Source organism: Fundidesulfovibrio butyratiphilus (assembly GCF_054657235.1).
In genome coordinates, this window is the sequence record NZ_BAAHXA010000001.1 from 1,838,673 (window position 1) to 1,862,604 (window position 23,932).

Sequence of the window (23,932 nt, forward strand, 5' to 3'; positions counted from 1 at the left end):
TTGCGTCCTTGGGCGGCCCTGAGGGGCGGCCTTGAGTATTTTTTGCGGCCCGACATGGGCGGCTATTTCGTTGTTCCAAAAAGTTTGAGGATCACACTCCCAACAGCTCCGGCAGCAAACCCGAGCGCGGCCGCACCACCAACCACCTTGGCCCGGTCATCCTTGAGAGAACGAAGATCAGTTTCCGCACATTCCAGGCGGCGCGCCACGCCCTCGTGGCGCTCGTCAAGCTTGTCCGCGAGAGCATCGAACTTCTCCTCAATGCGGGCCAAGCGCACGCTGTCGGTTTCAGACATGGTCTGCTCCGAAGGCTGGCGCACCACAGAGCGAAACAGCGAGAAAATAGAGGGCGGCTTCGGAGAGCCGCATGGGGAGCAACAGCCTCGACGCTCTGGAACACAGCAATGCCATGTTCTGCAAAAACACTTCGTCGGCCTGCCATTTGTCGACCCCCTCGTGGTACATCCAGTCGTGGATGTTGCAGGCCTCTCCGATACCAACGCCGGCCAGGGTGTCCGGGATGGGGTCAACGCGCCAAGCAGCGAGGCCGCAACCGTTGCACACCTGCGACCGCAGCTCGGCCGGGGCGTCCCGGTAGGTGTCGGGGGCGATGAGCCCGGAGGGCAGGACAACCAGCACGGTTACATCCCCGCGGCCTTAACGACGAGGCTAAGCGCCTGAAGAGCAACGCTCGCCCATGCCGCATAGCCCTCGATGTGGGCCACGGTGTCGGCATCAGCAGCCGTCGGGCCAGTGCTCGGCAGATGGCTGGTTAAGGATGCAATGGCCATTGTCGACCCGGCCAGCTGCGTGACGGCGTCAGAAGCCGTCAAAACGGGCGTAGACGCGGGAGATGGCTTAACGCCCGCGCATCCACCGCAGAGGAGCGCACAGGCCAGGACAAGGCAGGCGACGTTGTGCATGGCTACCTCCCCACCGGTTGGTTGGTCATGATCCGGAGCACGACGTTGACCATGGACAGCAGGGCGGCCTGCAACTCGGGATCGAACCACGGCTGGCCGGAAAGGGCCTGCACGCATACAGCGATGGCGCTCAGGCCGTTGACCAAGAGCGTCTTGGATTTCCACCAGCTTTTCGGCTCTCCGGCCATGGTCTACTCCTCGCCCGGCTCTTCCTGGCCGGGGCATGTGTTGGATTCGTCGCGACGGGGGTGCAGGCATTCGCCCTGGCCGAAGCGCTCGCGATGCGGACATTGATCGCAACGCCTGTCGGCGCGAGCCTCTTCGATGGTCCTGCGGTCGCTCATTCCGGCCACCTCCCGCCCAGGGCTTTGGCCACGGCGTTGACGTACGCCTGGTTGACGAAGCAGCCGTCCGGCGCGAACCGCACCGATCCGGCGTTGTAGGCCGCCACGATGCCGGCCCAGCCGTGACGGGACAGATAGCGGGCCTTGAGCCGGGCCAGCAGGCGACAGCCGTAATCGAGTCCGGTGGCCGGGTCCGTCAGGGCGGAAAGATACGGCCCGTCGAAGCCCAGTCCCCGGGCGGTCTCGCCCATCACCTGCATGAGCCCCCAGGACATGGCCCGGGCCTGGCGTTCGGTTTCCAGGCTGCATGGGGCCTTGGCCTTCACCGAGGCGTTCGGCAGCACGTAGCGTTTGAGAAACGCGGACTCGAACCGAAAGGCCAGAGGATTTCCGCCGGACTCCACGCGCACCACGGCCGCGACCAGGTCGGGGGGCAGGCCGTAGGTGACGGCAGCTTCGGCGATGAAAACATGGTGTTGATCAGTGGTGAGCATGCCCCAGAATAAGACATATTCTGGTCCAGTTGAGAAGAGGACCTTTGCGGACCTTTACGGACCTTTACGTACCTGTTGACAAATTAGTGAGAGCACACGTCTTGACCATTTTCGTGACGCCACGAAAAAGGCCGCCCCGAAGGGGCGACCAGTTTATCCAGTTTATAAGGAATCCTTTATAACTCACTCCCGGACTTTCCGCCAATCCCACGGCGGGACGGCCTCGCTTAGACCCCACAATCCAACCCCCTGCGCCTGTGCCCTGGCCTGAGCATCCGACCATGGGCCGCACAAGGCCTTCTTCCGGCAGTACCCCAAATCGACCCAGGCCCACCCGGCGGCCACCATCTCGCCCGAGACGTGCCGGCTGTCGGTCAAGGTGATGTCACCCACGATCCGATCGTAGCTTCGGCCCTTCTGTTCCACCTCGACGGTTTGCCAGAGTACGAGCCCGGCGAGAAAGTCTCGCGCCTGGTCCGCCCCTGGCTGCTTGGCCCACTTGCGGGACTTCTCCTCGGGGGCGTCCACGCCCCACAAGCGCACCCTCTGGCCGGTGTCCAGGGTCACGGTGTCACCGTCGTGGACTGCGGTGACGGTTGCTTGGAACGCAAAAGCGTCCGTAGCTGCACACAGGGCCAGAAATAGGCCTAGAATCAATTCTGGTGCCTTTCGCATGTCTTTGGTCATCCTTTTTGTTTTCGTTCGCCCCACGCTAAGCCTGAGTGCCGCTTTATGTCTCGGGGGGACTGTAGACCACCTCAATAGCTTGCACGGCGGCCACGGCGTCGGGAGTCTCGGCGGTGATGGCGTCAACGTGGTCCCACAGCGCCTGGCGCTGGCCGATTACCGCCCCGGCGATAGCCTTCCAGCGGGCCTCGTGCCCGAGAATGCGTCCGGCCAGTTCAATCACGTCGATATTTCTGGCTGTAGCCATGGCTCGGACAAGCGGAGCGTCCGCATTGGCGTCGACGACCAGGGCCTTGGCCTCTGCGGACTGCTGGTCCCAGGTGGCGCGCTCCATGACGCCGTATTCGGCGGCCAAGGGGGAGAGAGTCGCGTCACATCTGGCCGTGATCTCTGCAATCTTGGCCGCCTTGACCACCTCTAGGCTCGGAGGCACCGGCGCGACATACGCCACCACCTCGGGCACGCCGCCGGCTGCCAGCCAGGCCAGATAGGTAGGGTGGCCCTTCGCTACGAGGCGTGTCAGGCCGTCCGCGCGGACCTCCTGCACGATGTACGTCCCGTCCATCTGTATTAGATGCTGATATGTACGATCCATAGCTCCCCCCTCTAGTACGCCCGTTGTGGCGGCGTGAAGTCGCGCGTCCAGCGGGCGATGCCCTTGGAGATGCGCAGGTTAGCGATTTGGCCTGGAAAATAATACGAGCTAACAGTCCAGTAGCCTATGTGATACACGGCAGAATCAGACACTGAAAACGGCTCACTCCCGGCGAGTGTATCGGCGCTGAACGTAATGGCCACCCCATCTTTATATATACGCATCGCGCCGTCAGATCGTACCCATGCCAGATGCGACCATGCATTCGCTGCCAGAGCGGCGCAAGATCCTTGTGCATAATACTGCGACCCGCCGACTTCGTGCTGACATCTAAGGAAATTCCCTCCAAGAATCATGAAGTCAACCCGGTTGCTATTGTCAAGGTATTGTTGAAATAGTGCATAGTTGTTAGGTAATGCGTTATATGGGCACACCCACGCATCAAGGGTAAAGTCGCCAGATCCGAAGTTGAAGTCGTCGGAATACGGAATCGCCAGCTTCGCGCTGCTTCCGTTGAAATACAGCGACTTGGCTACACCGGCCGGCTTGTTCGTTCCGGTGGCGTCCATCACGGTGACGCCGTTGTTGGTCAGGGTCCGGCCCGACAGGGACGCGTCTGTCACGGCGTCTCCGGTCAGGAGCAACTTGGTGTAGGGATCGCGCCCGCGTTGGCCGGGAGGCGAAACGATCACACCCATAATCTACTCCAACACCAGGTTGACGATTACGGTGAGGTCGCGCGCGTCGTCGTTGGTCCCGGCCGCGTCGATAACCACTTCGAGCGGCTGACCAAATCCAATCGCCGCGTTGGCCACGGAGATGTCCGTGGTGGTGGCTGTCCAGGCCGCATCGCTCACGGCCAGGCCGGCACCCGCGTTGGCCGTCCCGACCAGCGCGCCGTTGCACGAGACGTTGACGTGGGGCTGGTCTGCGCCGGAATCGTCCACCAGCGGGCGCACCCGGAAGCCCACGCAATGCGCCGCGCCGCGCGTCCAGACGTACCGGAGCAAAAGCATATCCTGGATGGCCTGGGTGGTGGCCACAGCCGCGAAGCGGCCGGCAAAGGCGACGGTCTCCTGTACCAGGCGGGCCATGTCGCCATAGTGCATCTCGCGCCCCGAATCGGCTCCGATAGTGGACGTGTAGGGCGCTCCGGCGATGGTTACCACGCCCGCGTTGTAGGCCGTGACCAGGGCGTAGACCCAGGACGTGGTGTCGTTTTGCCGAAACCGGATCGGGCGCCCGGGCGCGAAAATCGCCTGGTTCGCAGCAGTGTCCGCCACCGCGAACGTGGCGTCGTCCGTGCGCGTGGGAAGGGCCTCGAAGGTCGTCCAGGCTCCGGCGCTGGGGGCCACGTAGCGAAGGCCGCACGCCTGCGTGCTGTCGGCGACGAGCACCTGGCCGTCCGTTCCGGCGGGCAGACGGGCCGGCGTCCCGGCGGCGCTGAACGCGACCAGGTCGCCCCTGGCCTGGCCAAGGCGTCTATCCACGGCCGGCACGTTTTCCACCAGGTCCAGGCCGAGGGTCTGGGCGTCCAGGGGCTGCCAGGTGGCGTCGCCGCGCAAAAACCTCGCCTCGTCGCCCGCCGCGGGAGCCGGCACCAGACCGGCGGCTCCGTCCTGGTCCGCCGCGGCCCCGGCAAGATCGGAAACCGAAAGCGTCAGCCGTTCGTCCCCGCCGGGGTTCTCGATGGCCATGCCCATGGGGGCGTTGACGTCCAAGGCCTCGGAGAGCGTGGAGGCGGTTGTGTCGGCCACGCTCACCTTGACCGCGCCCACGCTGGCCACGGCCTGGTCGCGGGCGGCCTGGGCCACGGTGGCCGAATCCACGGCCTGGTCGCGGGCGGCCACGGTTACGGCTTGGGACGACAACACAACATCTCGTGCGGCCAGGGCCTCATCCCTGCTGGCCACAGCCGTCGCTGCCCCAGCCATAGATTGCGTGGCACTCGCCCCCGCCTGAGCCGCATACACCTGCGCCTGGTTCGTCGCCTGCTGGGCCAGGGAAATCGCCGGGTACGGTGGAGTCTGCATGATATCGTGCAGGTAGCTGTCTGAATTCGGGACTACCGCCGTGGAGCGAATGGTCTTCTCCGGAGTGGTGACCGTGACCTTGTACTGACTGCCGTTCACCCCGAGTGCATTAGGGAAAACGAGCAATACGGTCTGTCCAGTCGCATCTGTCGTCCCGCTGGCCGAGGCCGGGACCACGAACCCTTGATAGACCTCAGACCGGTCCAGGGTCATGAGAATGGTCGCCCCCTCAATGGGCTGACCAGCCTGGTCGAAAACGGTGGCGGTAACGCGTACGGTTGGGGCTGTCATTTGTCCCCCTTGATGCGGATCGGTTCGGTGATCCCCTTGATGATGTGCCGGGCCAACTCAATGCGTCCTTGCTGAATGGCGATCAACCGAGGGTCCGCCAGGGCCTCGAGGGCTCGATGTCCCTCATGGATGGAGAGTCCCAAACCTTTGACGAACTCCCTGACCACGAGATCGTCCTTCCGCTCGTACAGGGACCTGAATACGTCGATGCTTCGCTCACTCGGCATGTTGTACTCCTGCGGTTTGAGAGGCACCGCGCATCAGCAAGTCCGCTTTCTTGGTTTCCAACTGGCCAACCGCCTTGAGTTTCTCGGTTCTCCCCTCATCCGCACGCATGGCCAGTTCAGCTTTCTTAATCTCATGGGACTGGGCTGAATCTTGCGCCTTCAGGGCAAGCTCGGCTCGCCTGGTATCGTCTCCTTGCGCCCCGCTCTGCCCATGGGCCACAAGCTTTTGCATCATTTGCGCGATTTGCTGGATGGCCTTTTCGTGAGCCTGGAGCACGGGGCCGATCTGTTGCATGACCATCTGCCCCTGCATCATGGCTTGCTGCTCCATCTGCTTTTGCTGCCAGGCCGCATACTCCTCCTTGTCCTTGAGGATCGCATCCGGGATTTCCATGTTTTGGCCTATAGTCCGAAGCACTTCATCCACCTTGACCATGCTCCTGGCCTCGGGGTCGCTCATGACCATCTGCCAGAACGCAACCAGTTGTTGGGCTCTGATCTCCTTGGCCTGGGTCCCGGCGGTGCCACGGGCCTTGACTTCGTAGTCCCCCTTGATGTCTGACCGGTCGTTGAATTGCATATTCCAACGGTATACATCTGTAATGACAGGCCTAGTTACGTTGTCATCCCAGCGCAGAATCTGTTCCCGCACCATGGTGTTGCTGCGTTGCGTGCGGATGGACGCCTCTGTGGCTGTCTGGTCTTTGCCGATTCTACCAATGTCTCCCGTGTCCGAAGAAGGCACGCCAGAGACCTCATCGTTAAATCGTTCCGCCAATTGGATGATGGAGAGTACATCCTGGCTCATTGAGGGGATGGTATAAACGCGCAAGGCAGGGGCATTGGGGTCCGCCATCATTCCATTGCCGCCCCGGACCCAGATGCGGAATGGATATACGCTTTCGAAGTCCTCCCCGTTGTCGAAAAAATCAGCGTTGGCCTCAATCTGCGGGCCAGCGCAGATTGCCGCGTTATCCAGCAGGATGCGCACGCCGGAGTTGAGCATGTCCTGCGTGTCCTCGGTCAAATCCATGAGCCCTTGCCCCCATATCGAGGACTCATCCTTGTCGAAATATCCGAAATGATACGGGAGGGTGACCCCCTCCAGCGGCTGGATAGCGGCCTTGATGACCATGGGGCCGAGGGTCCAACAGTGGGCCCACACGTCCTCCTCGATGTCGGAATCCTCGGGGACATCGCATCCGCACTCCGCGATGTCCCCGAGGCGCACCAGTCCCCAGAACTCCAGCACCTCGTACTGGCGCGCCCGCTTCAGGCCGGCCCCCTTGTCGTCGGAGAGGGCGTTCAGGCTGGCCTCATAGTCCTTCCACGTGTCGGCATTCCCCTCGGGGTACTCGCGCAGGAAAGCGTCGATTTTCGACGCATCGAAGTCTTCCCGCTTGCCGAGGGATCGCAGTTCCGGTTTGGTGTAGATGTGGCGCTCAAAAATGAATGTGGCCTCGTCAAGTGATTTTCCCGACGTGTCCGGGTACAGGCCCCAAAGGGGAACGTGCTCGACGTAGGGCCTCAATTTTTTCTCACGCACGGGCTGCCAGGATATGACCGGCTGCCCAGTCTGCGGGTTGACGGCAGGGTGGCCGCCCTCATCCAGCATGGGACCCTGCTTCCATGACGTGCTTTCGTACTCCTCGACCAGCGGACCCTTCACACATCCCGTGCCGTAGAGGTTCTTCGAAAACACAGCCCGGCGCATGATGTCGGACCAGCGCCGTTTCTCGTTCCCGTCCAACTGGTCCCGGATTTCCCGACTCATGTTCCGGGCCCTGATGTCGGCCAAGGCCCGCACAGCGGCCTCGAAGTCCTCAGGCCCAGCGTCCGGCTTGGCGGTCATCACTCGCTGCACCAGCCCCTGCCAGTCCTGGTCGCTCACATCCGGGTTCGGCGTCGGCTCGATCGTCCACGACGTGTCGTTTTGGCCCAGCATGATGGAAAGCTCGAGCCTCGTCAGATTCTCCACCTTTATGCGGCCCGAGCGAATAAACGTGCACGAACGGTTCGCGTCGATGTCGGACAACGTTTCGTCGTCGTACTTTCCCCGGTACATTCGCAGCGCTTTGATCCAGCGCTGTTCCACTTCCTGACGGTCTTTTTCCGCCTCCTCGAACCTGGAGAGGAGGCGGAGGCCGAGCGTATCGGCCTGATCCGCGATGCGGCTGAAGTCACGTTTTCCCATCTACTAATACCCCGCTCGTGATCCCGACCGACGCGGGCGGGGACGTGGTTTGCGTTGTTGATCCTGATCGATCCGTCCCTGCCCAGCCCTGGCCGTCAGACAGCCATATTGGAGGGCATCATGCGGATGCGAGTAGAGATTCTTGCAGGGCTCGTCCTTGAACCGCTCGTCGCCACTGACCTTGACGCGCTCGAAGAAATACTTTCCGAGGAACCCCCTACGGATGCGCTTGCACGAGGGGTCGATTACTAGCCGCCCCTGGCCGTCCACTAGGCTGGTGAGGAACCATGCCACGGCCTCACGCCGAGGGAGGAATGCGTTTGTGGGGGCAGGAGAGGTGGGGATCCCGAGTTTGGACAGCTCGATGAAGCAGCTCCGCGTAGAATCGTTCTGCGCCCGTTGTGCCCCGGCCGGATCGCCAACGCTCCGGACGGAGAATCCTGGGTATGCCCGGGTGAGGTCCGGCTTGACCACCTGCTCGGCAAACTGCCTGATGCCCATGTCCTCGGCGCACCACTCGCGCAGGACCAGCAGCCTCCCCCTGGCCGTGGGCTGGAGCAGGACAGCCGCAGGCGTCAGGCCGAAGTCCCAGGATAGGATAAGCTGCACGCCAGGCACCGCCGTAAGCGGCGTTGTCGACGCATGAATCAGGTCGTTGTACTCGGGGTAGACAGGCCGACCGGTCCCGACGACGCCGTATTGGCCGCCAAGATACGTTGTGATGTATTCTTCAGATTTTCCAGCAAGCTGGCGCAGATAGTAGTCATATCCGCCGTTCAGATTGGCGATGTTTTCGGCTGCGGGGTTGGGCACCCACTTCCCATTTTTCCGGATCAGGCCGCCAGGCTGCCGGAAAAATCTCCAGCCGCTGGGCACTTCATCCTCGGCGAGACGGTACCACCAGTGGTCCTCGTCCGGCGGGTTGGTGTCCATGATCACACCGCACCAGGTGCACGAGGAGTTGCCTGTGAGGTCTCCGGCGACGTCCGCGATCTTCTTGGGGTAGCGCCCTACACGCCCGGTGACTCCGTCCAGGATGGCCTTGGGGACCTCTCTCGCCTCATTGATCCAGGCCCCGGTGAGCTCCAGCGACAGCAGCTTTGAAACATGCTCCGGACGATCCAGGGCGCGGAAAAGGATTTCCGCTTCGACATCGTCCGCTTGCAACGTGAATGTGAATTCGCTCTTGTTGAACGTGCCGAACAGGCCCGGCTTGAACCACTCCGACCAAGTTTTCCACGTTGTGTCCAGAAGTTCGCCGTATGTGTTTCGCACCACGGCCCAACGAGTACGGCGCTTCCCGTCCTGGACAGGGGCCTGGGCGCAGGAACGCATAAAAATCTCCCAGCAGCAGGACACGGACTTGCCTGACCCAACAGGCCCCATAATCCCACGGACGAAAGAATTGTCCTCGTGAAAGCGTCTAAGGGTTTGCGACATGCGATATTCAAGCATCGTCGTCACCAGGCCCTTTGATGATGCGTATTTCGAACTTTTTGCTGGATTGAACGTTGAGTGTTTCCGGGGTTATCCCCAGATTCTTGGCGAGCTGAGAAAGAGCGTTCATTTTGTCGTACAGCTTGAAACGTGTTCTTTTTACATCACGAGCATCCTCCCCTTTGCCTTCAACGTATGTTTCCTGAGTAATCTCTGAAACAACACCGAGATCAGCAGCGTTGTTGTTAAAATCAAGAACAGGCGTGCCGTCTTCGTTGACAGTGACGTAGTTCCGCATTGAGGCAAACGCCACTTTCGCCAGTTCCGCGATCACCCTGTCGGCAGTGACGAGCGTGCGGCGCGCCATGGCCTGCTGCTGCTCTTTTATCGCTTCGACAATGTGACTTTTACTGACCAGTTCAGTTGAAATTCTTCCTGCATTTTTAACACTATACCCTGCCCTAATCGCAGCCTGGGTAGCGTTCAAATCCTTGAGGTATTCCAGGACGAAAGCGGCCTGCTTGGCGGTCAACTTTTCCTGAGAGTTAGGGCGGCTCATGCCCCCCAGTAAGGCACAACATTTTCCAGTTGAGAAGAGGACCTTTGCGGACCTTTGTGGACTTTTGCGGACCTATTGGGGGCGTGGCTCGGATATCTCTTCGAAATGGCCGACGCTCCACGCGTCAAGTTCTTCTGATGACGCAATCCACTTCCTCCTCCCTGGCTCCCGATGAATTGGAGCACCAGACTCTATGCGACGAAGAACTGAAGCCCACTTTTTCAGCCCCCAAAACGCCAAAATGGCCTTCCGGCCTCTCAAATCGTATTTGCTGATCATCTTCTCTCCCCGCTCTCCCTATCCATCTCCGGCCTCTTTTCAGGATGTGAACTCATAACCTCTTGTCCTCACTGGTTAAAATATTTTTACCCTAGCGCAAATTTTTTGTTGACAACTGCTAACGCTAGCGTTAGATATTTATCAACGGCGACGGGAATCGCCCTCAAGCACAAACAAGGAGCACGCCATGTACAGCCAACTTTTCCACGATACTGTTCACGAGATCGACGACCGCGGTGTCCAGGGTCATAGCAACCCCCTCCCCGGTGATGTCGTGCGCATAGACCGACTGCGCGTCTCCACCTCTACCGTGCGCCGTTGGATAAGCCGTGGGCTCATTGAACGTCGTGGAAGTGGTTTTATCCTCACCATCACCGGACACAGGGAGGCATAGATGACCATTCAGCGCCTCGTTGACATTTGGACCGCATTTCACAGGGAAGGACGCGACGCCCTTGTCCCGTGGCCCTCCCTGAAAAATCTCGAACGGCACCCCGTGAGGGACTCGCTCGTCACATCGGGAGAAACGATAGCCCCTGAGAGCATAAATCTGCTGACGGCCACAATTTGCGGGATAAAAACGCCCACCCGAGGAACCCTCTGGCACGAACTGGGAAAACTCGACGAGGAAACCACGCGGCCCCGCCTCATCCGGTTCCTGCATACGGTGACCCCCGACGAGGCTATTCAGCCTCTGCAAAACCTGCTGCGCCTGACAAATGGTCGGGCCAACATGCCGGACCTGCTGTCCGTGATGACTGGGTGGGGGGTCGAGGACTCCGAGTGGCACCGCGATGTCGGGTGGAGCATCAACCGGGATTATTGGATGTCCCAGGCGGAACACCATCCTACCGCGGCCAACGGGGGTACGGGCGGAGTCCTCTCCACCTCGCAGGTCGCAGAACGTCTCCAGGTGACCCCCGCCCGAGTTAGACAGTTGGCGGGACAATTGGGAGGCGAGCGCACGGGACGCGACTGGATTTTTACCGAGGCCGATATCGCGGCATATCAAGAGTTGGAGCGTCCGAAGCGCGGCCGCCCACCGAAGCCGGCGGCTTCGACGAGGTAGAAAGCGCAAGGCTCTGGCGTAAGCCAGGGCCTTTTTCATGCCGCCATTTCCCCAAGCGTAGCGATCTTGATCACCACGCATCCGCCTTTCACGACCTCGCCCCACCGCTGTCGTCTGTCTCTGACTTGAGAGTCGTCACACCACACGCCGGCTTTGGTCAGGGCGTCGTAAAGCACCTTCCCATCGAAATTATCTCCATCCCTGATGCGCCGATCAGGTGGAAAGAGCATTACGTCGACCTGCAATGGCCCGTGCAAAGGAAGGCCGGTGAGTTTCGCCGCCACGACGATGCTCTTTACTGCCAGGCGAAACACCTTGACCTTCGGATTGAGCCGAAAGCGATTTCCATGCGGCTTCCAAGCCTTGTTGGTCGAGATCGGCCAGGGAAGTTTTAGTTCGATCATATCCCCACCTTTTTTATTTTGAAAAAATTTCTTCTCGTGCCCACGTCCTCTCTTCCCGGAGAGGGAGAGTATTAAGCTCTCTCCCTCTCTTAGAGAGGGGGGAGGCCGGGAACACGGGAACATAGGCCAGCTCTACGTTCCCAGCCGGGAACACGAACCGGGAACGCGGGAACACGAAATGGCTCAACCATGCGGGTTGCGGGGTTTTTAGGCCGGGAACAGTTCCCGGGAACAAGCGGGAACAAGCCCAAAACCGGGAACAAGCGGGAACACGGACAATTGTTGTCCTACTTTTCCTTTTAGCGGGAACAACAAGCCGGGAACAAGCGGGAACGCATTCTAACGTATTGTAATGTTTAGCATGGACTGGGAACAGAAATCCGGGAACAGGCGGGAACGAGTTCTTTAGCATTAACTGTGCCATAGAATCACTCTCCTGAACCCGGCATGGCCTTGATGATGCCCTGTGCGACGGGTCCGCCAGGAACGTCGAGGCGATTTTTCCCGCTCCCTCCCACGGCAACGCAGGAGACAAGACGCCCTTCATCCAGGAGGGTTTGCACCATGCGCTCAAGGGTATGCTTTCCAAGGTCTCTGAGGGCTACTGGCAGGTCCTCACGTCTTTCATGAAGTCCGTTCGGTTTCCCGGACTTGGTAAACGGCTGACCTTTCTCGGCCCAGTCCCGGATGCAGTCGACGAGGGCCGCAAACTGATTGGGTCGATGCTCGCGCACCTTCTCAGTGATGGTGAGGTCACGCCTAGTCAGCAATCCGTTCTCACCACGAACGTAGGTATGAATCTCGTCGTCACCCCGGTAGTTGTGTTTCACCAGGCAACCGCAGACCACTTTCCCCCGTTCGAACCCTTCGCCAAGCTGCTTGCAAACTTGGCGAGCTTTGTCGTCCGCTTCGCTCCATAGCGCATATGCTCCTCTGGCGTGGTCCACGATCGCCGCTGCGCCACGAATGGCTCCACGGGCCTGCTCTGGTGTCTTGATGCCGTCCTTGAGTTTGGCGAAGTGGTGCACTACGATGACAGCTGCCCCGGTCTTTCGGGCCATGGAACTCAAAAGCGCCATGACAAATTGGCCGACTCCGGGGTCGTTGGCGTCGGCATGAACGAAGCAGCTCAACGGATCGACGATGATGAGGCCGGGTCTGATACGTATGGCCTGGGACAAAAACTCATCCCAGAATGGAGTTCTCTCTGGCCCGCGTGGTCCGTTGACCACGAGCGGATTGGGTTCGTCCAGGTCGGGGGACGTTACCACGTAGAGAGATTCTGGGAGCGTGCGCCCCAACCCAAAAACGCGACGGTGGATCTCATCGGCGTCGTCTTCAGCAGCGAGAATGATCACCGGGCCGTGCTGATTGATGCGATGACCCATGACGAGGTCACCTCCGCCAAGGTCTATCCCTTGAGACGGGCCGGCTGAGACCTTAATGGCCATATCCAGGGTGAGGAGGCCTTTCCCTGTTCCCCCTGCGGCTGCCAGGACAACTACCTTCCCACACGGGAATAGATTCTCCACGAGCCATTTGAGCGGGGGCGGCTCTTTCCCTTGAAGCCTGGATAGACTCCAATCCGCGAGCTTGATCTTGAACCCTTGAACCTGGACGCGGACAGATTCCAGGCCCTCCAGGGTGTGTAGATCGTTGAAGTCTTTGGGCCGACTGGACAGGTCTCGGAACTCAGGCACATTGACCTGTGCCCCTACTGCATGCCCGGCCACAAGGGCTTTTTCAACGCCGACATTTCGAGGTCTTCCTTGCTGATCGGTGGTCCAACGGTCATTGTCCGCGGCGATGATCAGCCGCGATGAAGGGAACACCTCCTTGACCGCCTTGGCGGCCGGTTCCAGGTTGCCGGCGTTGAACGCGATGGCCACGGCCGAGCCTGTGGCCATGTGGACGCTAGCGCCGGTCGCGTATCCTTCGGCCATGTAGATCGTGGTTCTGTCGCCATCGATCCAACCGAAGGCTCCCTTGGGGTCAATGTCCTTCAGGAAGAGTTTCTTCCCGTCAGGTTTGATGCGCTGTAACCCTCTGATCTGGCCGGCCGTGTCGAACATCGGGACCAGGAGGGTTTGGCGCTCTCCGACTTTGAGGCCGAAAGCTCTTACCCGCTTGCGTTTCAGGTAAGGATGATCATCCGTGGCGTCCGGAGAGGCTGTGAGTATCGCGGTAGCCGAGCTTGCCGCCTCGTCAGCCTCTTTTCGACGCTCCGCATCGCGGGCTTCTTTCGCCGAGCGTAGAAGTTCACGGAGTTGGTCTCTATCCGCTGTGGACAGTTCCCAGTTTGCTTTCAGGCTCCAATTTTCTTTGAAATCTAGCTTCCAGGCTCCAACCACGCCAGCCGGGCATGGCTTGTCATCAGGATGGAAGAGATACCACCCTCCCTTCTTCCCGGCGTATTCATCCGGCAAATCGAAGCGATGGATTCTTCCGTCAGGGATGATCTCTGGCCTGCCCAGACCCGACTGCGCGATGAAATCCCTGAAAGTCTCAACAGCCTCGAACACCGAGGTCTTCTGGTGTCCGATCTCTTCATCCTGCCTCTTGGCAAGATTCAGGTCGATGACCCGGCTCATGGGCGGCTGCTCCTTGTCGTTCACTTCGTCGCCCAGCACGTGGTTGAGAAGTTGCACATGCGACATTCCATGCGAGTCTCGGTACCGTAGCCGCGGGGAAGCATCTCTCCCGCCATGATGGCCAAAAAGACGCGTTGGGCCCGGGCCAGGAGGTTGTTGTAGGCGGCCTGGTCAAAGGGGACCACCACGTGGTGGCGCTCCATGGTGTCGGCGTTGACCGAGGTGAAGAGCGCCCTGGGCAGGTTGAATCCACCCATGAGGAGCTGCACCTGGCCAAAATATCTGGGGAACGCCCAACGCAGGCCGTCTTTGATGCCCCTCTTCCACCATTTCGAGCCCAGGCCCTTGCATTCCCAAAGAGCGGGGAGCTCCACGGGGGATTCTCCTTCGCCCAGCCAATGCAGGAGCAGCCCATCCGGGTGCCCACGAAGCTTTCTGCGAAATCCTTTCCAGACGAACTCGAACTGCTGGCCGGTACGCGGGTCCACGTCGGCCAGCAGGAAGCCGGCGCCGCGCAGGCGACGAATCATGAGCGACTCGATCCAATGGCCCCGGGCGAAGATGTCGTGCTTGTGGCCTGTAGGCACACGATCCTGACGGGCCTGCATGGCGTAGAACTGGACGGCCCTCTCGCAGGGGTCGCCCAGGATCGACGCACCGAGATAGGTGCGGCCGGGCTCCGCCTGCGCTTCGCGGTCTATGGCGGCGTTGATGTGCCAGTCCACGCGCTCGGACACGGCGTTGGATGAGTAGCTGTTGAGGTCGATCATGGCTCTAGGCAGCCGGCTCCGTTCCGGCCTTGATGACAATGCCCCAGGGGTAGAACTCGACGGGGAGCCGCTTTCGGTTCTCGACGCCCAACCGTTCGATCAGCGCACGGCAAGAGACGTAACGACTTGAGCCGAGCTTTCCGCACAGTTTCGCCGTGTTCTGGTCGGGGCTTTCGGGAGGGGCCTTCCTGATGGCGATTTCGCTGGTCCCCTGGCGGTAGGCGAGTTCCAGACGGTCACCGACAGCGAGGCCGGAAAGTTCGAGCACAGCAACGGACAGGTCGATTTTCCCCGCCCGGATCGAGGCGTGACAGCTGTTGGGCCTGGTCTTGGACGAGGTGTACGGCGTGAAGTCGTCCCAGGAAGGGGGAATCTCCACGGAGCGCGCTGATTCGGCGGGTTGTTTCGGCTCCGGCAGCTCGTCGGCCAGCTGGGCCTTGGGTAACGTATGGAGCGCTCGGCAGGCATGGCACAGACGTTTCCCGCCCGTGGGGTAGACGAGGACGTTGTTTTCGCCACAATTTTCGCAGATTCCCTTTTTTGTGCTGGGCACTTCTGCCTCCTCAGTTTTTGGCAAAATATTCGGGATGGAGCAGCCCGCGCACAGGCGGTCCTCGCCGGCGAGATGGGCAGCTCGGCACTGAGCGTTGGTCACGCGAACTTTGCGCTTGGAGCATATCCAGGGCCGGTTCTGCTTCTGGAGCCGGGTCGTTTTCATTGCGGCAGAGTCGGCCGCGCCGAGCGTGCACTTGTGGAGTGGATCGACGGTGGAGACGGAGGAAAGGCCGGCTGGGTTGATCTGGTCCATGGCTACTCCTCTTCTTTTGCGGCCCCAAACGGCCACCACCAGCGCCTTGATTGGGAATGGGCGCTTGTCCGGTTGCTTCGCCGAAAGCTGACAGCCTTCGCACGTCGGCGCACCCAGTGCGATTCGACCGCCTCAACCAGGCGCTCCCGGTATTCGGCCAGTTCCATGAAATCCACGTTCCGTTCATCGGCGTCCAGGTAGTCGGTGACTGCCCGGATGATTTCCATGTGGCGTACGTCGCGGGTCGCGCGATTCGGGCTTTGGATCGTCCACCCCAGGGTAGACGCCAGGCATCGAACGCCATGCGCCGCGATATCCTCTCGGCCGAAAATCTTGAGTTCCTTCACCGTCTCCTGCAGGCGCTCCAGGGGGTTGAAGGCCCAATCCCCGCAATGCATGGGGTCTGCCGCGAATCTGTAGAGCTGACGCTGCGACACGCCCCAGATTTTCGAGAGCTTTTCCTCTCCCAGAATCTGCATGCACGCGGCGAAGAATTGGCGCGGGTTCATCTGGCAATGGTCCTCTGTTTTTGCCGTGGCGAATGCTCATGTTTCATGCTGTAGGCAGAGAGCATGGACATCCGAGTCACGTTCCCCGCCGGTCCCGCCGGCCCGATAGCCCTGGTCAGGTTCATCCAGCCTGGGCAGGAGCCGGAGTACCGGAGCCTGCCCTTGGCTGGCCCCCTGGAAGAAGAGATGCAAAACATTGTGGCCTTCATTTGGGCGCACCTCGAGGCAGGCCAGGGGCACCAGCGCCAGGGGTTTCTGTGGGAGACGTGATATTCATTCGTGCTCGCTTTATTTCCGGCCCTCCTGCCGGTATGGGGATTGTGCGACCAATGAACCCAAAACCAACAGGAGGACCGAAATGTCGAAAATGGAAACCGTTGCCGAGGCAATCCGTGGGCATAGAACCCTCAACCTTTGGTACAACGGAGGAATGCGGACCGTTGAGCCGCATTGCTGCGGATACGGAACAAGCGGGCAGGGCCTGCTTCGATGCTGGCATGTGTCTGGACATAGCCAAAGCGGAGCCGGGGCAGGATGGCATCTCTTCACAGTTGCCGAAATCCGAGATTGCACGATTGGTGAAGAGTTCCAGGGGACTCGTCCGCATTACAACTCCGCAGGAGACAAGGCTATTCCGCGAGTTGTCGCGAAACTTTGAGTCCACAGTCGCATCCCCCAGGAGGAAGCGCCGGTCCATTGTGAACGGAGCAGTCCGACAAATGGAAGCGGCGGCTCTTGCAGTCGCCGCATTTCCAATTCTTCATGCTGCCACTGGGAAAGGCGCAGTTACACGCCCCTCCCGTGCGAATGGCGCAGTCATTCATATGGAACGGACGGTCAGGGCAGTCCTGGCAAGATGCGTATCCATCCATGATGTCCTACTCCTCGACCTTACGGCCTGGCTGAAAATTCTTTTCCGTACACTCATCAACCCACCAAGCCGCTTCCACCGGGCGCCACGCAGCACATGCTTCGTAAGGCTCGGATGAGTAGATCGGCAGGGCACGGACGGACGACGCGGCCCGGTACGCGCCGGGCAACATGGCCCTGGCGATGCCGGGAGTAATGGCGCAGGTCGCCGCTCCGCGACGTGGCCAGTCGCCGGCGAGGCGCTTGGCCAGGCCGCAGTTGAGGCAGGTGTGGGGGGTCAGCTCGGGCATCTGACATCCTCTCGCTGAACAAGGCGTTCTCCGCGAAGGAAGGGGAGAAGTTTGCGGTAGGTGACGTCACTGCAACCATCCTTCCTGCCGTGCTTCACGGCGGAAAAGAGTGAAGGATCAACCTCGGCGGCCCGGGCCAAATGAGAGGGCTTGATGCCCGGGTTTGCCCGGAAATAGGCGTCAAGTTCGTCTTTCAAGCGTTTCATGCGCCCTGTTTTAGTCGATCGACAAACAATGTCAACCGCATATTTGGAGTTCTCCGATTGAAACGAAAGGCCAAACCTGCAAAAGTCTTGAAAATGGACCTTCAGGAGATGATCCGCCAAAGGCTCTTGGGTTTGATTGGCCCTGGTAAGGCCTTTGAGAATCGGAAACAGCTCGCCGACGCCTTCGAGCTTGACCCGGCTGGACTCAATAATTTTCTGAAGGGGGAAAAGCGCTTTCAGAGTCCGAATTTAGACAGAGTGCTGGAGAAACTAAACGCCGAGTTGGTTTTCCCAGAAGTCGAGACCGTACCTGTCTTCTCCGAGGGCGTAGGCAAAATGTGTATAGCCATCATAGACGAGCTTCGCGACCAAATTGTGAAGTCAGGGAAGTTCCCCCCAGACAAGGCAGACAATGATGAAGAGCCTTTCGACGTTTCTGCATTTGTTGTTGCTGCTTTTGGCGAAGGGGCAGATTCTAAGCGATGGACGCAAAGAGTAAAAAAGCCAGGGGACCTGAGTATGGTGGAGGCCCTGGCAATGGCTTCGGCAGTTGAGAAAACGCTAGATCGTATCGTTGCACTTGCTGAGGAGCGGGTGGGCACCATGAAGACCAGTCCAACTGATGTGGGACAACCTGAAAAACCTACCGGCACCCATGGCGAGTAGATCCGCAGATCGTCATGGGTGGTGCGCGCACCCCTACTCGATCACGCGCGGCTTTACGCCTGGTGTCGCTGGTTATTGGCTTTCTTTTTTTTGGGCTTTAAAATAGAATATTCTATCTTTACACAAGGAGGACGACGACGATGAAGAGAATCATACTGGCTACCCTCGTTTTTGTTATCGGCTCATTCTCTATCGCTGCTGACGGACTGACATGGAGTGGATATGATTACGACAAGAGCACATACATTGAGATTAATGAAGGAAACACTGTCAGGTCCGGGAACACGGTTGAGGTTTACGACTACAACACAGGTTACAGGTATATGGATGTAAATTCTGTATCTCGCTTCGGGGGGACAGTTACAATTGAAGCGCTCGACATGGAATCGGGAGAAATGAGATCATTTGAGATGGATGAATAGGGAGCGTATCAATGACAAGACACTTAACAAGGATATTCTCAGCGCTGTTAATTATTCTTCTGCCATGCTCAAACTTGTACGCCAGGGGGCACTCTTATAGCAGATCAAGCGGGACAACTCATGTAAGGGGATATGCAACAAAAAGTGGAAAATATGTTGCGCCTCACGTCAGAACATCACCCAACAGCACAAAACTTGATAATTGGAGCACAAAGGGGAATACAAATCCCTACACAGGGAAAAAAGGAACAAGAAGTCCATACTAGCCTCCCCAAAGAGGAATACCGTTATGAAAGGCACTATGCCCGCACTCCTCCTCGCCCTGGCCCTCCTCCTCCTCCCCGCATCCTTCGCCCACGCCCACGGCGGCGGCCTGGACGCCTACGGCGGTCACAACGACCGGAAGCACGGCGGCTACCACGTCCACCGTGGGCCGCTGGCCGGGAAGAGCTACCCAAGCAAGGCGGCGATGATGGAGGAGTTGGAAAGGGGGCAGGGGAAGAAGATTGAAGGGGGAAACCTGCATAACTTGAACAGAGAGGGAAAATGAAAACCGTATACATTTCTTTCAGCGCAGAAATAAACGCTCAAACGTGTGAGCAGCTTTTAGCGGCGACATTCAAAGTTATAGAAAATGGCTGCGATCATATATACTATCTGTTTTCAACCCCAGGCGGTATCGTTTCTAATGGGATACATGTTTACAATACCCTGAAGGGGCTACAAACAAACATAACCATGCACAATGTCGGGAATGTTGACTCAATAGGAAACGCAATATTTTTGGCTGGGAAAAACAGAATAGCGTGCCAGCACTCAACATTTATGTTCCACGGCGTGGGTTTAGACGTTGAAAACGTCCGTCTTGAAGAACAAGTTCTTCGCGAGAAACTAGAAGCTATTGAGGCAGAGCATGCCAAAATTGGTGGAATAATCGCTGATGAGACTTCTCTGGAAAGCGAAGAGATCAAGGGTCTTTTCAGACAGGCCAGCACAAAGGATGCTGACTTTGCCCTGCGGGGCGGAATCGTGCAGGCCATTCAGGACGTTTATATCCCTCAAGGAGCTCCAGTTATTCAACTTGTATTCCAGAGATAGGGCGTCAAATTTTTGAATCATGTTCCCCTCCTCTCCGCATTCTAGCAAGAAGTAATCCAGGGACAGTCCCTCCGTCAACCCAAGGCCCTCCCCGGAGGGCCTTTTCTTTTCCTCCTGCACCACCTGCCGCTTCCCGGCCCACCTGCACCCGCCCGCCCCGGCGGGTTTTCTTTTGTCGTCTGCCTGAGGGCGGGAATGTTTTTTCGCTCCACAATTTGCTGTTCGACAAATTTCATATTGACATGTTTTGTCGAACGACTAAACAGGAACCAACGACGACGCGCACCGGCCAACGGGCCACGGCGCGCCGCCGGGCGCTAAACGCGGTGAGGCCGGTACCGGCAGACCCAAGGCCGCAAGGCCCAGAGCCCCAATAACGGTGGGCGAAGCGGGAGAGAGGGAAGACCACAAGCTAGCGGGCGCGAGATGAGAAGGTGTTTGAAAAATCGAGGTTTGGAAGAGTGGCGGCGGCGTGGAAGGACACGCGGGCCGAACGTAGCAGGCGATCACCCCCGGTGGATATCTTGCCGAAAAGCAAGTCCTGCAAGACCGGAGCCGGTATCAAGCCCGGCCCGCCACTCTTCCGAGCCTCGAACGGCCGGACAAACGAGACGATGCGACAACCTCAACCAAGGAAGGAGCCAGATGACCTAGCACGACAACGCCTCATGCACGGCATCCGGGAAGGGGAAGCCCGGTCATATGGACAACGGCGGCCCAACCAGCGGGTGGTCTGGGCCGCCAACCAAAAGAGCTCGCTGTCTCTGGTGGCGTCATCCTCCCCCCAGCCAAAGGGCGGGAGCCGAAAGGCCGGCTCCCGCCCCCACCAGAGAAAGCGAGCCTTATGAACCCACGGGAGAAGCGAGCATGAGTCATTTCAGCGTCATGGTGATCGGCCCCAAGAATCACGGCGAGCTTGCGGCGGCGATGGCCCCGTTTCAGGAAAACAACATGGGTGACTGCCAGGAGCAGTTCCTAGCGTTCGTTGAAGACGAGGACTGTGACCTCGATGAGAAGGCAGGCAGGCGCGGGTATTGGGAAAACCCGAACGCCAAGTGGGACTGGTATCAGCTTGGCGGGCGCTGGGCTGGCTTCCTCCTTGTGAGCGCCGGAGTGGCCGGAATTCGCAGTGAGGAGAGCACATTTTCAAAAAATTTCCGACTCCGGCGCGGCGAGCCCGACCCCTACGGGGATGATCCCCTGCGCGTGGACGCCGCCCGCCACGGCGACATCAACTGGGAAGGCATGATGAAGGCCATGGCTCAGGCCGCCGGGAAGCGCTGGGACGAAGAAATGCAACGCGTGGCCCAGGCTGACAAAACCGCTGAGGCCTGGCGTTCCGAGTTCTTTTCGATGGACGACAAGACCAAGGGGCGCTTCGCTCGAATGCTGGAGTCCACCGGACTGCCGAACTCCTTGGAGACGTACCGCCTGTGGTGCTTGAACCGCTCCTTTCTCACTGGCGTCGACCTGCTTCACGACAAGGACCGTGGAGGCTACGTGGCCAAGAACAGCGTCCCGCTCACGTTCGCTTACCTCAAGGACGGGAAATGGGGCGAGCGCGGGGACATGGGCTGGTTTGGATGCGTCGCGGACGAAAAAGACTGCACCACCTGGGAGAAGGAGTTTGAGCAGATGCTCGAAACGCTCTCCCCGGACACCATGATTTGGATCGTGGACTGCCACATTTAAGAAAGGAGGTGCCTATGCGCTGCTACGACCGTGACACCGAGGCCTGGCGCGACTGGCTGGAAATCCTGGCCATACCCTTGGGAATAGTCCTGGCCTGCGTGGTGGGCCTGGGCATCACCTGGACGAGGTGAACCATGTGCTTTGGGATGTGCCCGCTCGAGAATCCCCGCACCGGTGAATGCCGAGGCCCCTTTGACTGGAGCAGCCCGGAAGCCGCGTGCCAGGGAAAAGCGCCCGAAGAGAAGGATGTGCGCCTGGCCATGATCGACAAGCGCTTTCCCATCGCCGGAGCGCTCTACGCCCGCGTGCTGGAAGCTCAGGAAGCCCAATCCAAGAACAACCCCTAACCACAGGAGAAATCCCATGAAGACGGCCCAAGCAAGCGTTCTCCAATTCCCGAAGGAACCGGAAGCCGTCGCCCTCATCCGTGAAGGCGCGGAGCTCAAGGACGAAATCGACGAATCCACCGCCAGGCTGCGTGAAATCCATCGCCGGCTGGAAGAACTGGCCACGTTCCCTCCGGGCAAGAACACCGCGAAGATCGAAGGTCAGGGCGTCGACGTGACCATTCAGCGCAAGGAGTACGTGAAGTTCGACCAGGAAAAGCTGAACACCCTGCGCCTGGCCATGGGCAACGATGCCTTCCTCAAGCCGTTTGGCTTCAAGTTCGAGCCCCGCTCCAAGAAGGAGTTGGACGCGTTCCTCGAGTACGGCGACAAGGCGTTCGCCAACCAGGCGCGCGCCGCCATGACCATTACCGGCGGCGCTCCGGCGGTGACCTACAAGCGCAAGGAGGACTAGGCCATGTCCTTCTCGCTTGACACCATCACTAGCGCTGCGGCGACGTTCGGCCCGCAAAAAGCGCTCATCTACGGGGTGCAGGGCCTGGGAAAGACGACGTTCGCATGCACGTTCGACAGACCCATCCTGCTTCGCGTTGAGGATGGCGCAGCCGCCATCGACGTGCCGACGTTTCCCAGCTTGGTCACGTCCATGTCTGAGATCATTGAGGCCATCCAGGCCCTGCATGGAGATCACCCGTACGGCACTCTTGTGGTGGACTCGCTCGACTGGATGGAGCCGATTGTTTGGGCAAACACCTGCGCCCGGCTGGAGATAACCAGCATCGAAAAGGCCGGCTACGGCAAGGGCTACGTCGAAGCCGACGCCGATTGGCGCATGGTCATGGGCGGTTTCGACTCCCTGCGCCTCAATCGCGGCATGGCCATCGTCCTGGTGGCCCACGCCGAGATCAAGCGCCATGACCCGCCGGACGGCGAGCCCTACGACCGCTACCAGATCAAGCTCCACAAGCGGGCCTGGGCGCTCTGGCAGGAGTGGGCCGACATGGTCCTGTTCGCCAACTATCGCCGCCAGGCCATCAAGACCAAGGACGGCGGGGCGAAGGGCGAAGACAAGTTCCGTGCGGTCGGCACCGGTGAGCGCGTCCTCTACACCGATGAGCGCCCGGCCTATGTGGCCAAGAACCGGTGGAGCCTCCCGCACGAAATCTACGTCGGCCAGGACCGTACATGGGCCGCCTTCCACCGTGAGCTGAGCAAAGCCACCGATGGGCGCTACGCGCTCCCTACCGGCCAGACCCAGCCTCAACCCCAACCCGACGCCGCGTAGGCAGGAGATGTGTCATGGTCATTGATTTCAATCAGTACGAGCAGCAGCGCGACGTCGTCGGGGCCATCCCTCCGGACTCCATCGTTTTGGTCCGGCTGAATCTCAGGCAGCCCAAAAAACCAGGCCCTCATCCTCTGATTTGCAGGGCGGATTCTGGGTTCGAGTACCTGGACGGCGAGCTTGAGGTTCTGGCCGGTACCTACACCGGCCGCAAAGTTTGGGAAAATTTTGGCGTGGGAGCCCAGACCGAGGACGGCATGAAGGCGGTCAAGATCGCCGGACAAAAGCTTCGCGCCATCGTCGAGGCGTCGCGCAACATTCCTCCCGACGATCAAAGCCCGACCGCCATGCAGGGACGCAGACTCAACGATTGGGCAGAGCTGAACGGCGTCATATTTGGCATCGTTGTCGGCTGCGAGAAGCCCAAGGCGGGCGACAGGTACGTCAACAATCAGATCAAGAAGGTCGTCACCCCAAACCACGAAGCCTACCCCTCGGTCATGAACGGCGGAGAGTTCATTTCCGATAAGCCCTTGCCCGAAATCCCCCAGGTTACCGGTGGTGCTGCTCCGTCTTGGACCGCCCCGATAAACCATCAGAAGCCGGCCCCCTCTGCCGCCCCTACCGCTTGGGGAGCTCCGCCGGCCACCAGCCAGCAGCCTGCCCAGCAGGCGCAGCCTCAGCAGAGCGTTGCCGCCCCTAACTGGGCTCAACCGGCCCAGGGCCAACCGGCTGGGCAACAGCCCCATTCTTACGGTGCTGCACAAGGGCAGGCCCCGGCTACCGGTCAGCATGTTTTCCCCTCCGAAGCCTCGGGCATGGACGACGTGCCGTTCTAGGAT

31 protein-coding genes are annotated in these 23,932 nt (G+C 59.7%); 11 read left to right on the forward strand and 20 right to left on the reverse strand.

The features are described 5' to 3' along the window. Positions 1–62: 62 nt before the first annotated feature. The 14 genes from ACYQ01_RS08505 to ACYQ01_RS08570 form a co-directional block, all read right to left on the reverse strand. Positions 63–296, reverse strand: a complete 234-nt coding sequence (locus ACYQ01_RS08505; protein ID WP_459933405.1) for a hypothetical protein — start codon at positions 294–296, stop codon at positions 63–65. Next, positions 289–639, reverse strand: coding sequence for a hypothetical protein (locus tag ACYQ01_RS08510; RefSeq protein ID WP_459933406.1), 351 nt, complete (start codon positions 637–639; stop codon positions 289–291). The genes ACYQ01_RS08505 and ACYQ01_RS08510 overlap by 8 nt, the downstream gene beginning before the upstream one ends. 2 nt (positions 640–641) lie before the next feature. Next, positions 642–923, reverse strand: a complete 282-nt coding sequence (locus ACYQ01_RS08515) for a hypothetical protein (RefSeq protein ID WP_459933407.1) — start codon at positions 921–923, stop codon at positions 642–644. Between the two features lie 2 nt (positions 924–925). Continuing rightward, entirely contained in the window at positions 926–1,111 is a 186-nt protein-coding gene (locus tag ACYQ01_RS08520; RefSeq protein WP_459933408.1) for a hypothetical protein, read from the reverse strand. A 3-nt stretch (positions 1,112–1,114) separates the two neighbouring features. Next, a complete protein-coding gene (locus tag ACYQ01_RS08525) occupies positions 1,115–1,267 on the reverse strand; it encodes a hypothetical protein (protein WP_459933409.1) in 153 nt (50 codons plus the stop codon). Beyond that, positions 1,264–1,761: a transglycosylase SLT domain-containing protein gene (locus tag ACYQ01_RS08530; RefSeq protein WP_459933410.1), complete on the reverse strand. Its 498-nt coding sequence runs from the start codon at positions 1,759–1,761 to the stop codon at positions 1,264–1,266. Before ACYQ01_RS08530 ends, ACYQ01_RS08525 begins: the two co-directional genes overlap by 4 nt. Before the next feature lie 183 nt (positions 1,762–1,944). After that, on the reverse strand, positions 1,945–2,328 hold the full coding sequence (locus ACYQ01_RS08535) for a thermonuclease family protein (RefSeq protein WP_459933411.1): 384 nt from the start codon (positions 2,326–2,328) through the stop codon (positions 1,945–1,947). A 163-nt stretch (positions 2,329–2,491) separates the two neighbouring features. After that, on the reverse strand, positions 2,492–3,043 hold the full coding sequence (locus ACYQ01_RS08540) for a hypothetical protein (protein WP_459933412.1): 552 nt from the start codon (positions 3,041–3,043) through the stop codon (positions 2,492–2,494). An 11-nt stretch (positions 3,044–3,054) separates the two neighbouring features. After that, complete coding sequence (locus ACYQ01_RS08545; RefSeq protein WP_459933413.1) at positions 3,055–3,741, reverse strand: LamG domain-containing protein; 687 nt, start codon at positions 3,739–3,741, stop codon at positions 3,055–3,057. A gap of 3 nt (positions 3,742–3,744) precedes the next feature. Then, on the reverse strand, positions 3,745–5,367 hold the full coding sequence (locus ACYQ01_RS08550; RefSeq protein ID WP_459933414.1) for a hypothetical protein: 1,623 nt from the start codon (positions 5,365–5,367) through the stop codon (positions 3,745–3,747). Continuing rightward, positions 5,364–5,594: a hypothetical protein gene (locus tag ACYQ01_RS08555; RefSeq protein ID WP_459933415.1), complete on the reverse strand. Its 231-nt coding sequence runs from the start codon at positions 5,592–5,594 to the stop codon at positions 5,364–5,366. Before ACYQ01_RS08555 ends, ACYQ01_RS08550 begins: the two co-directional genes overlap by 4 nt. Beyond that, on the reverse strand, positions 5,584–7,788 hold the full coding sequence (locus ACYQ01_RS08560) for a portal protein (protein ID WP_459933416.1): 2,205 nt from the start codon (positions 7,786–7,788) through the stop codon (positions 5,584–5,586). The genes ACYQ01_RS08555 and ACYQ01_RS08560 overlap by 11 nt, the downstream gene beginning before the upstream one ends. Positions 7,789–7,791: 3 nt before the next feature. After that, positions 7,792–9,123, reverse strand: a complete 1,332-nt coding sequence (locus ACYQ01_RS08565) for a hypothetical protein (RefSeq protein WP_459933417.1) — start codon at positions 9,121–9,123, stop codon at positions 7,792–7,794. A 112-nt stretch (positions 9,124–9,235) separates the two neighbouring features. Further along, the gene (locus ACYQ01_RS08570; protein WP_459933418.1) at positions 9,236–9,757 is read right to left on the reverse strand and encodes a terminase small subunit; all 522 of its coding nucleotides are present in this window, start codon (positions 9,755–9,757) and stop codon (positions 9,236–9,238) included. Between the two features lie 700 nt (positions 9,758–10,457). On the opposite strand from ACYQ01_RS08570, the gene ACYQ01_RS08575 reads away from it, so the two are divergent. Next, on the forward strand, positions 10,458–11,132 hold the full coding sequence (locus ACYQ01_RS08575) for a hypothetical protein (RefSeq protein WP_459933419.1): 675 nt from the start codon (positions 10,458–10,460) through the stop codon (positions 11,130–11,132). Between the two features lie 35 nt (positions 11,133–11,167). Here the strand turns inward: ACYQ01_RS08575 and ACYQ01_RS08580 are convergent, their stop codons facing one another. The 5 genes from ACYQ01_RS08580 to ACYQ01_RS08600 all read right to left on the reverse strand — a co-directional run bounded on the left by ACYQ01_RS08580 (position 11,168) and on the right by ACYQ01_RS08600 (position 16,214). After that, on the reverse strand, positions 11,168–11,536 hold the full coding sequence (locus ACYQ01_RS08580) for a RusA family crossover junction endodeoxyribonuclease (RefSeq protein WP_459933420.1): 369 nt from the start codon (positions 11,534–11,536) through the stop codon (positions 11,168–11,170). 428 nt (positions 11,537–11,964) lie between these two features. Then, complete coding sequence (locus tag ACYQ01_RS08585) at positions 11,965–14,184, reverse strand: AAA family ATPase (protein ID WP_459933421.1); 2,220 nt, start codon at positions 14,182–14,184, stop codon at positions 11,965–11,967. Beyond that, positions 14,148–14,897, reverse strand: a complete 750-nt coding sequence (locus tag ACYQ01_RS08590) for a hypothetical protein (RefSeq protein WP_459933422.1) — start codon at positions 14,895–14,897, stop codon at positions 14,148–14,150. The genes ACYQ01_RS08585 and ACYQ01_RS08590 overlap by 37 nt, the downstream gene beginning before the upstream one ends. Positions 14,898–14,901: 4 nt before the next feature. Next, positions 14,902–15,705 carry a hypothetical protein gene (locus ACYQ01_RS08595; RefSeq protein WP_459933423.1) on the reverse strand — a complete coding sequence of 268 codons (804 nt, stop codon included), beginning with the start codon at positions 15,703–15,705 and terminating at the stop codon, positions 14,902–14,904. 2 nt (positions 15,706–15,707) lie between these two features. Then, positions 15,708–16,214, reverse strand: a complete 507-nt coding sequence (locus tag ACYQ01_RS08600) for a hypothetical protein (RefSeq protein WP_459933424.1) — start codon at positions 16,212–16,214, stop codon at positions 15,708–15,710. A gap of 63 nt (positions 16,215–16,277) precedes the next feature. On the opposite strand from ACYQ01_RS08600, the gene ACYQ01_RS08605 reads away from it, so the two are divergent. After that, positions 16,278–16,484, forward strand: a complete 207-nt coding sequence (locus ACYQ01_RS08605; RefSeq protein ID WP_459933425.1) for a hypothetical protein — start codon at positions 16,278–16,280, stop codon at positions 16,482–16,484. Between the two features lie 608 nt (positions 16,485–17,092). Here the strand turns inward: ACYQ01_RS08605 and ACYQ01_RS08610 are convergent. Then, complete coding sequence (locus ACYQ01_RS08610; RefSeq protein ID WP_459933426.1) at positions 17,093–17,374, reverse strand: hypothetical protein; 282 nt, start codon at positions 17,372–17,374, stop codon at positions 17,093–17,095. A gap of 263 nt (positions 17,375–17,637) precedes the next feature. Here ACYQ01_RS08610 and ACYQ01_RS08615 point away from each other — a divergent pair, with 263 nt between their 5' ends. The 9 genes from ACYQ01_RS08615 (at position 17,638) to ACYQ01_RS08655 (ending at position 23,929) form a co-directional block, all read left to right on the forward strand. Next, entirely contained in the window at positions 17,638–18,246 is a 609-nt protein-coding gene (locus tag ACYQ01_RS08615) for a hypothetical protein (RefSeq protein WP_459933427.1), read from the forward strand. A 140-nt stretch (positions 18,247–18,386) separates the two neighbouring features. Further along, positions 18,387–18,668: a DUF5334 family protein gene (locus tag ACYQ01_RS08620; RefSeq protein ID WP_459933428.1), complete on the forward strand. Its 282-nt coding sequence runs from the start codon at positions 18,387–18,389 to the stop codon at positions 18,666–18,668. A gap of 289 nt (positions 18,669–18,957) precedes the next feature. After that, positions 18,958–19,218 (forward strand): hypothetical protein, encoded by a 261-nt coding sequence (locus ACYQ01_RS08625; RefSeq protein WP_459933429.1) that lies wholly within the window; start codon positions 18,958–18,960, stop codon positions 19,216–19,218. Continuing rightward, positions 19,215–19,766, forward strand: a complete 552-nt coding sequence (locus ACYQ01_RS08630) for an ATP-dependent Clp protease proteolytic subunit (RefSeq protein WP_459933430.1) — start codon at positions 19,215–19,217, stop codon at positions 19,764–19,766. The genes ACYQ01_RS08625 and ACYQ01_RS08630 overlap by 4 nt, the downstream gene beginning before the upstream one ends. An 867-nt stretch (positions 19,767–20,633) precedes the next feature. Beyond that, a complete protein-coding gene (locus ACYQ01_RS08635) occupies positions 20,634–21,458 on the forward strand; it encodes a hypothetical protein (protein ID WP_459933431.1) in 825 nt (274 codons plus the stop codon). A gap of 134 nt (positions 21,459–21,592) precedes the next feature. Then, entirely contained in the window at positions 21,593–21,805 is a 213-nt protein-coding gene (locus tag ACYQ01_RS08640) for a hypothetical protein (protein ID WP_459933432.1), read from the forward strand. Positions 21,806–21,821: 16 nt separating this feature from the next. Continuing rightward, positions 21,822–22,259 (forward strand): hypothetical protein, encoded by a 438-nt coding sequence (locus ACYQ01_RS08645; protein ID WP_459933433.1) that lies wholly within the window; start codon positions 21,822–21,824, stop codon positions 22,257–22,259. A gap of 3 nt (positions 22,260–22,262) precedes the next feature. Then, entirely contained in the window at positions 22,263–23,090 is an 828-nt protein-coding gene (locus ACYQ01_RS08650) for an ATP-binding protein (RefSeq protein WP_459933434.1), read from the forward strand. Positions 23,091–23,104: 14 nt separating this feature from the next. After that, positions 23,105–23,929 carry a hypothetical protein gene (locus tag ACYQ01_RS08655; RefSeq protein ID WP_459933435.1) on the forward strand — a complete coding sequence of 275 codons (825 nt, stop codon included), beginning with the start codon at positions 23,105–23,107 and terminating at the stop codon, positions 23,927–23,929. Positions 23,930–23,932 lie beyond the last annotated feature (3 nt).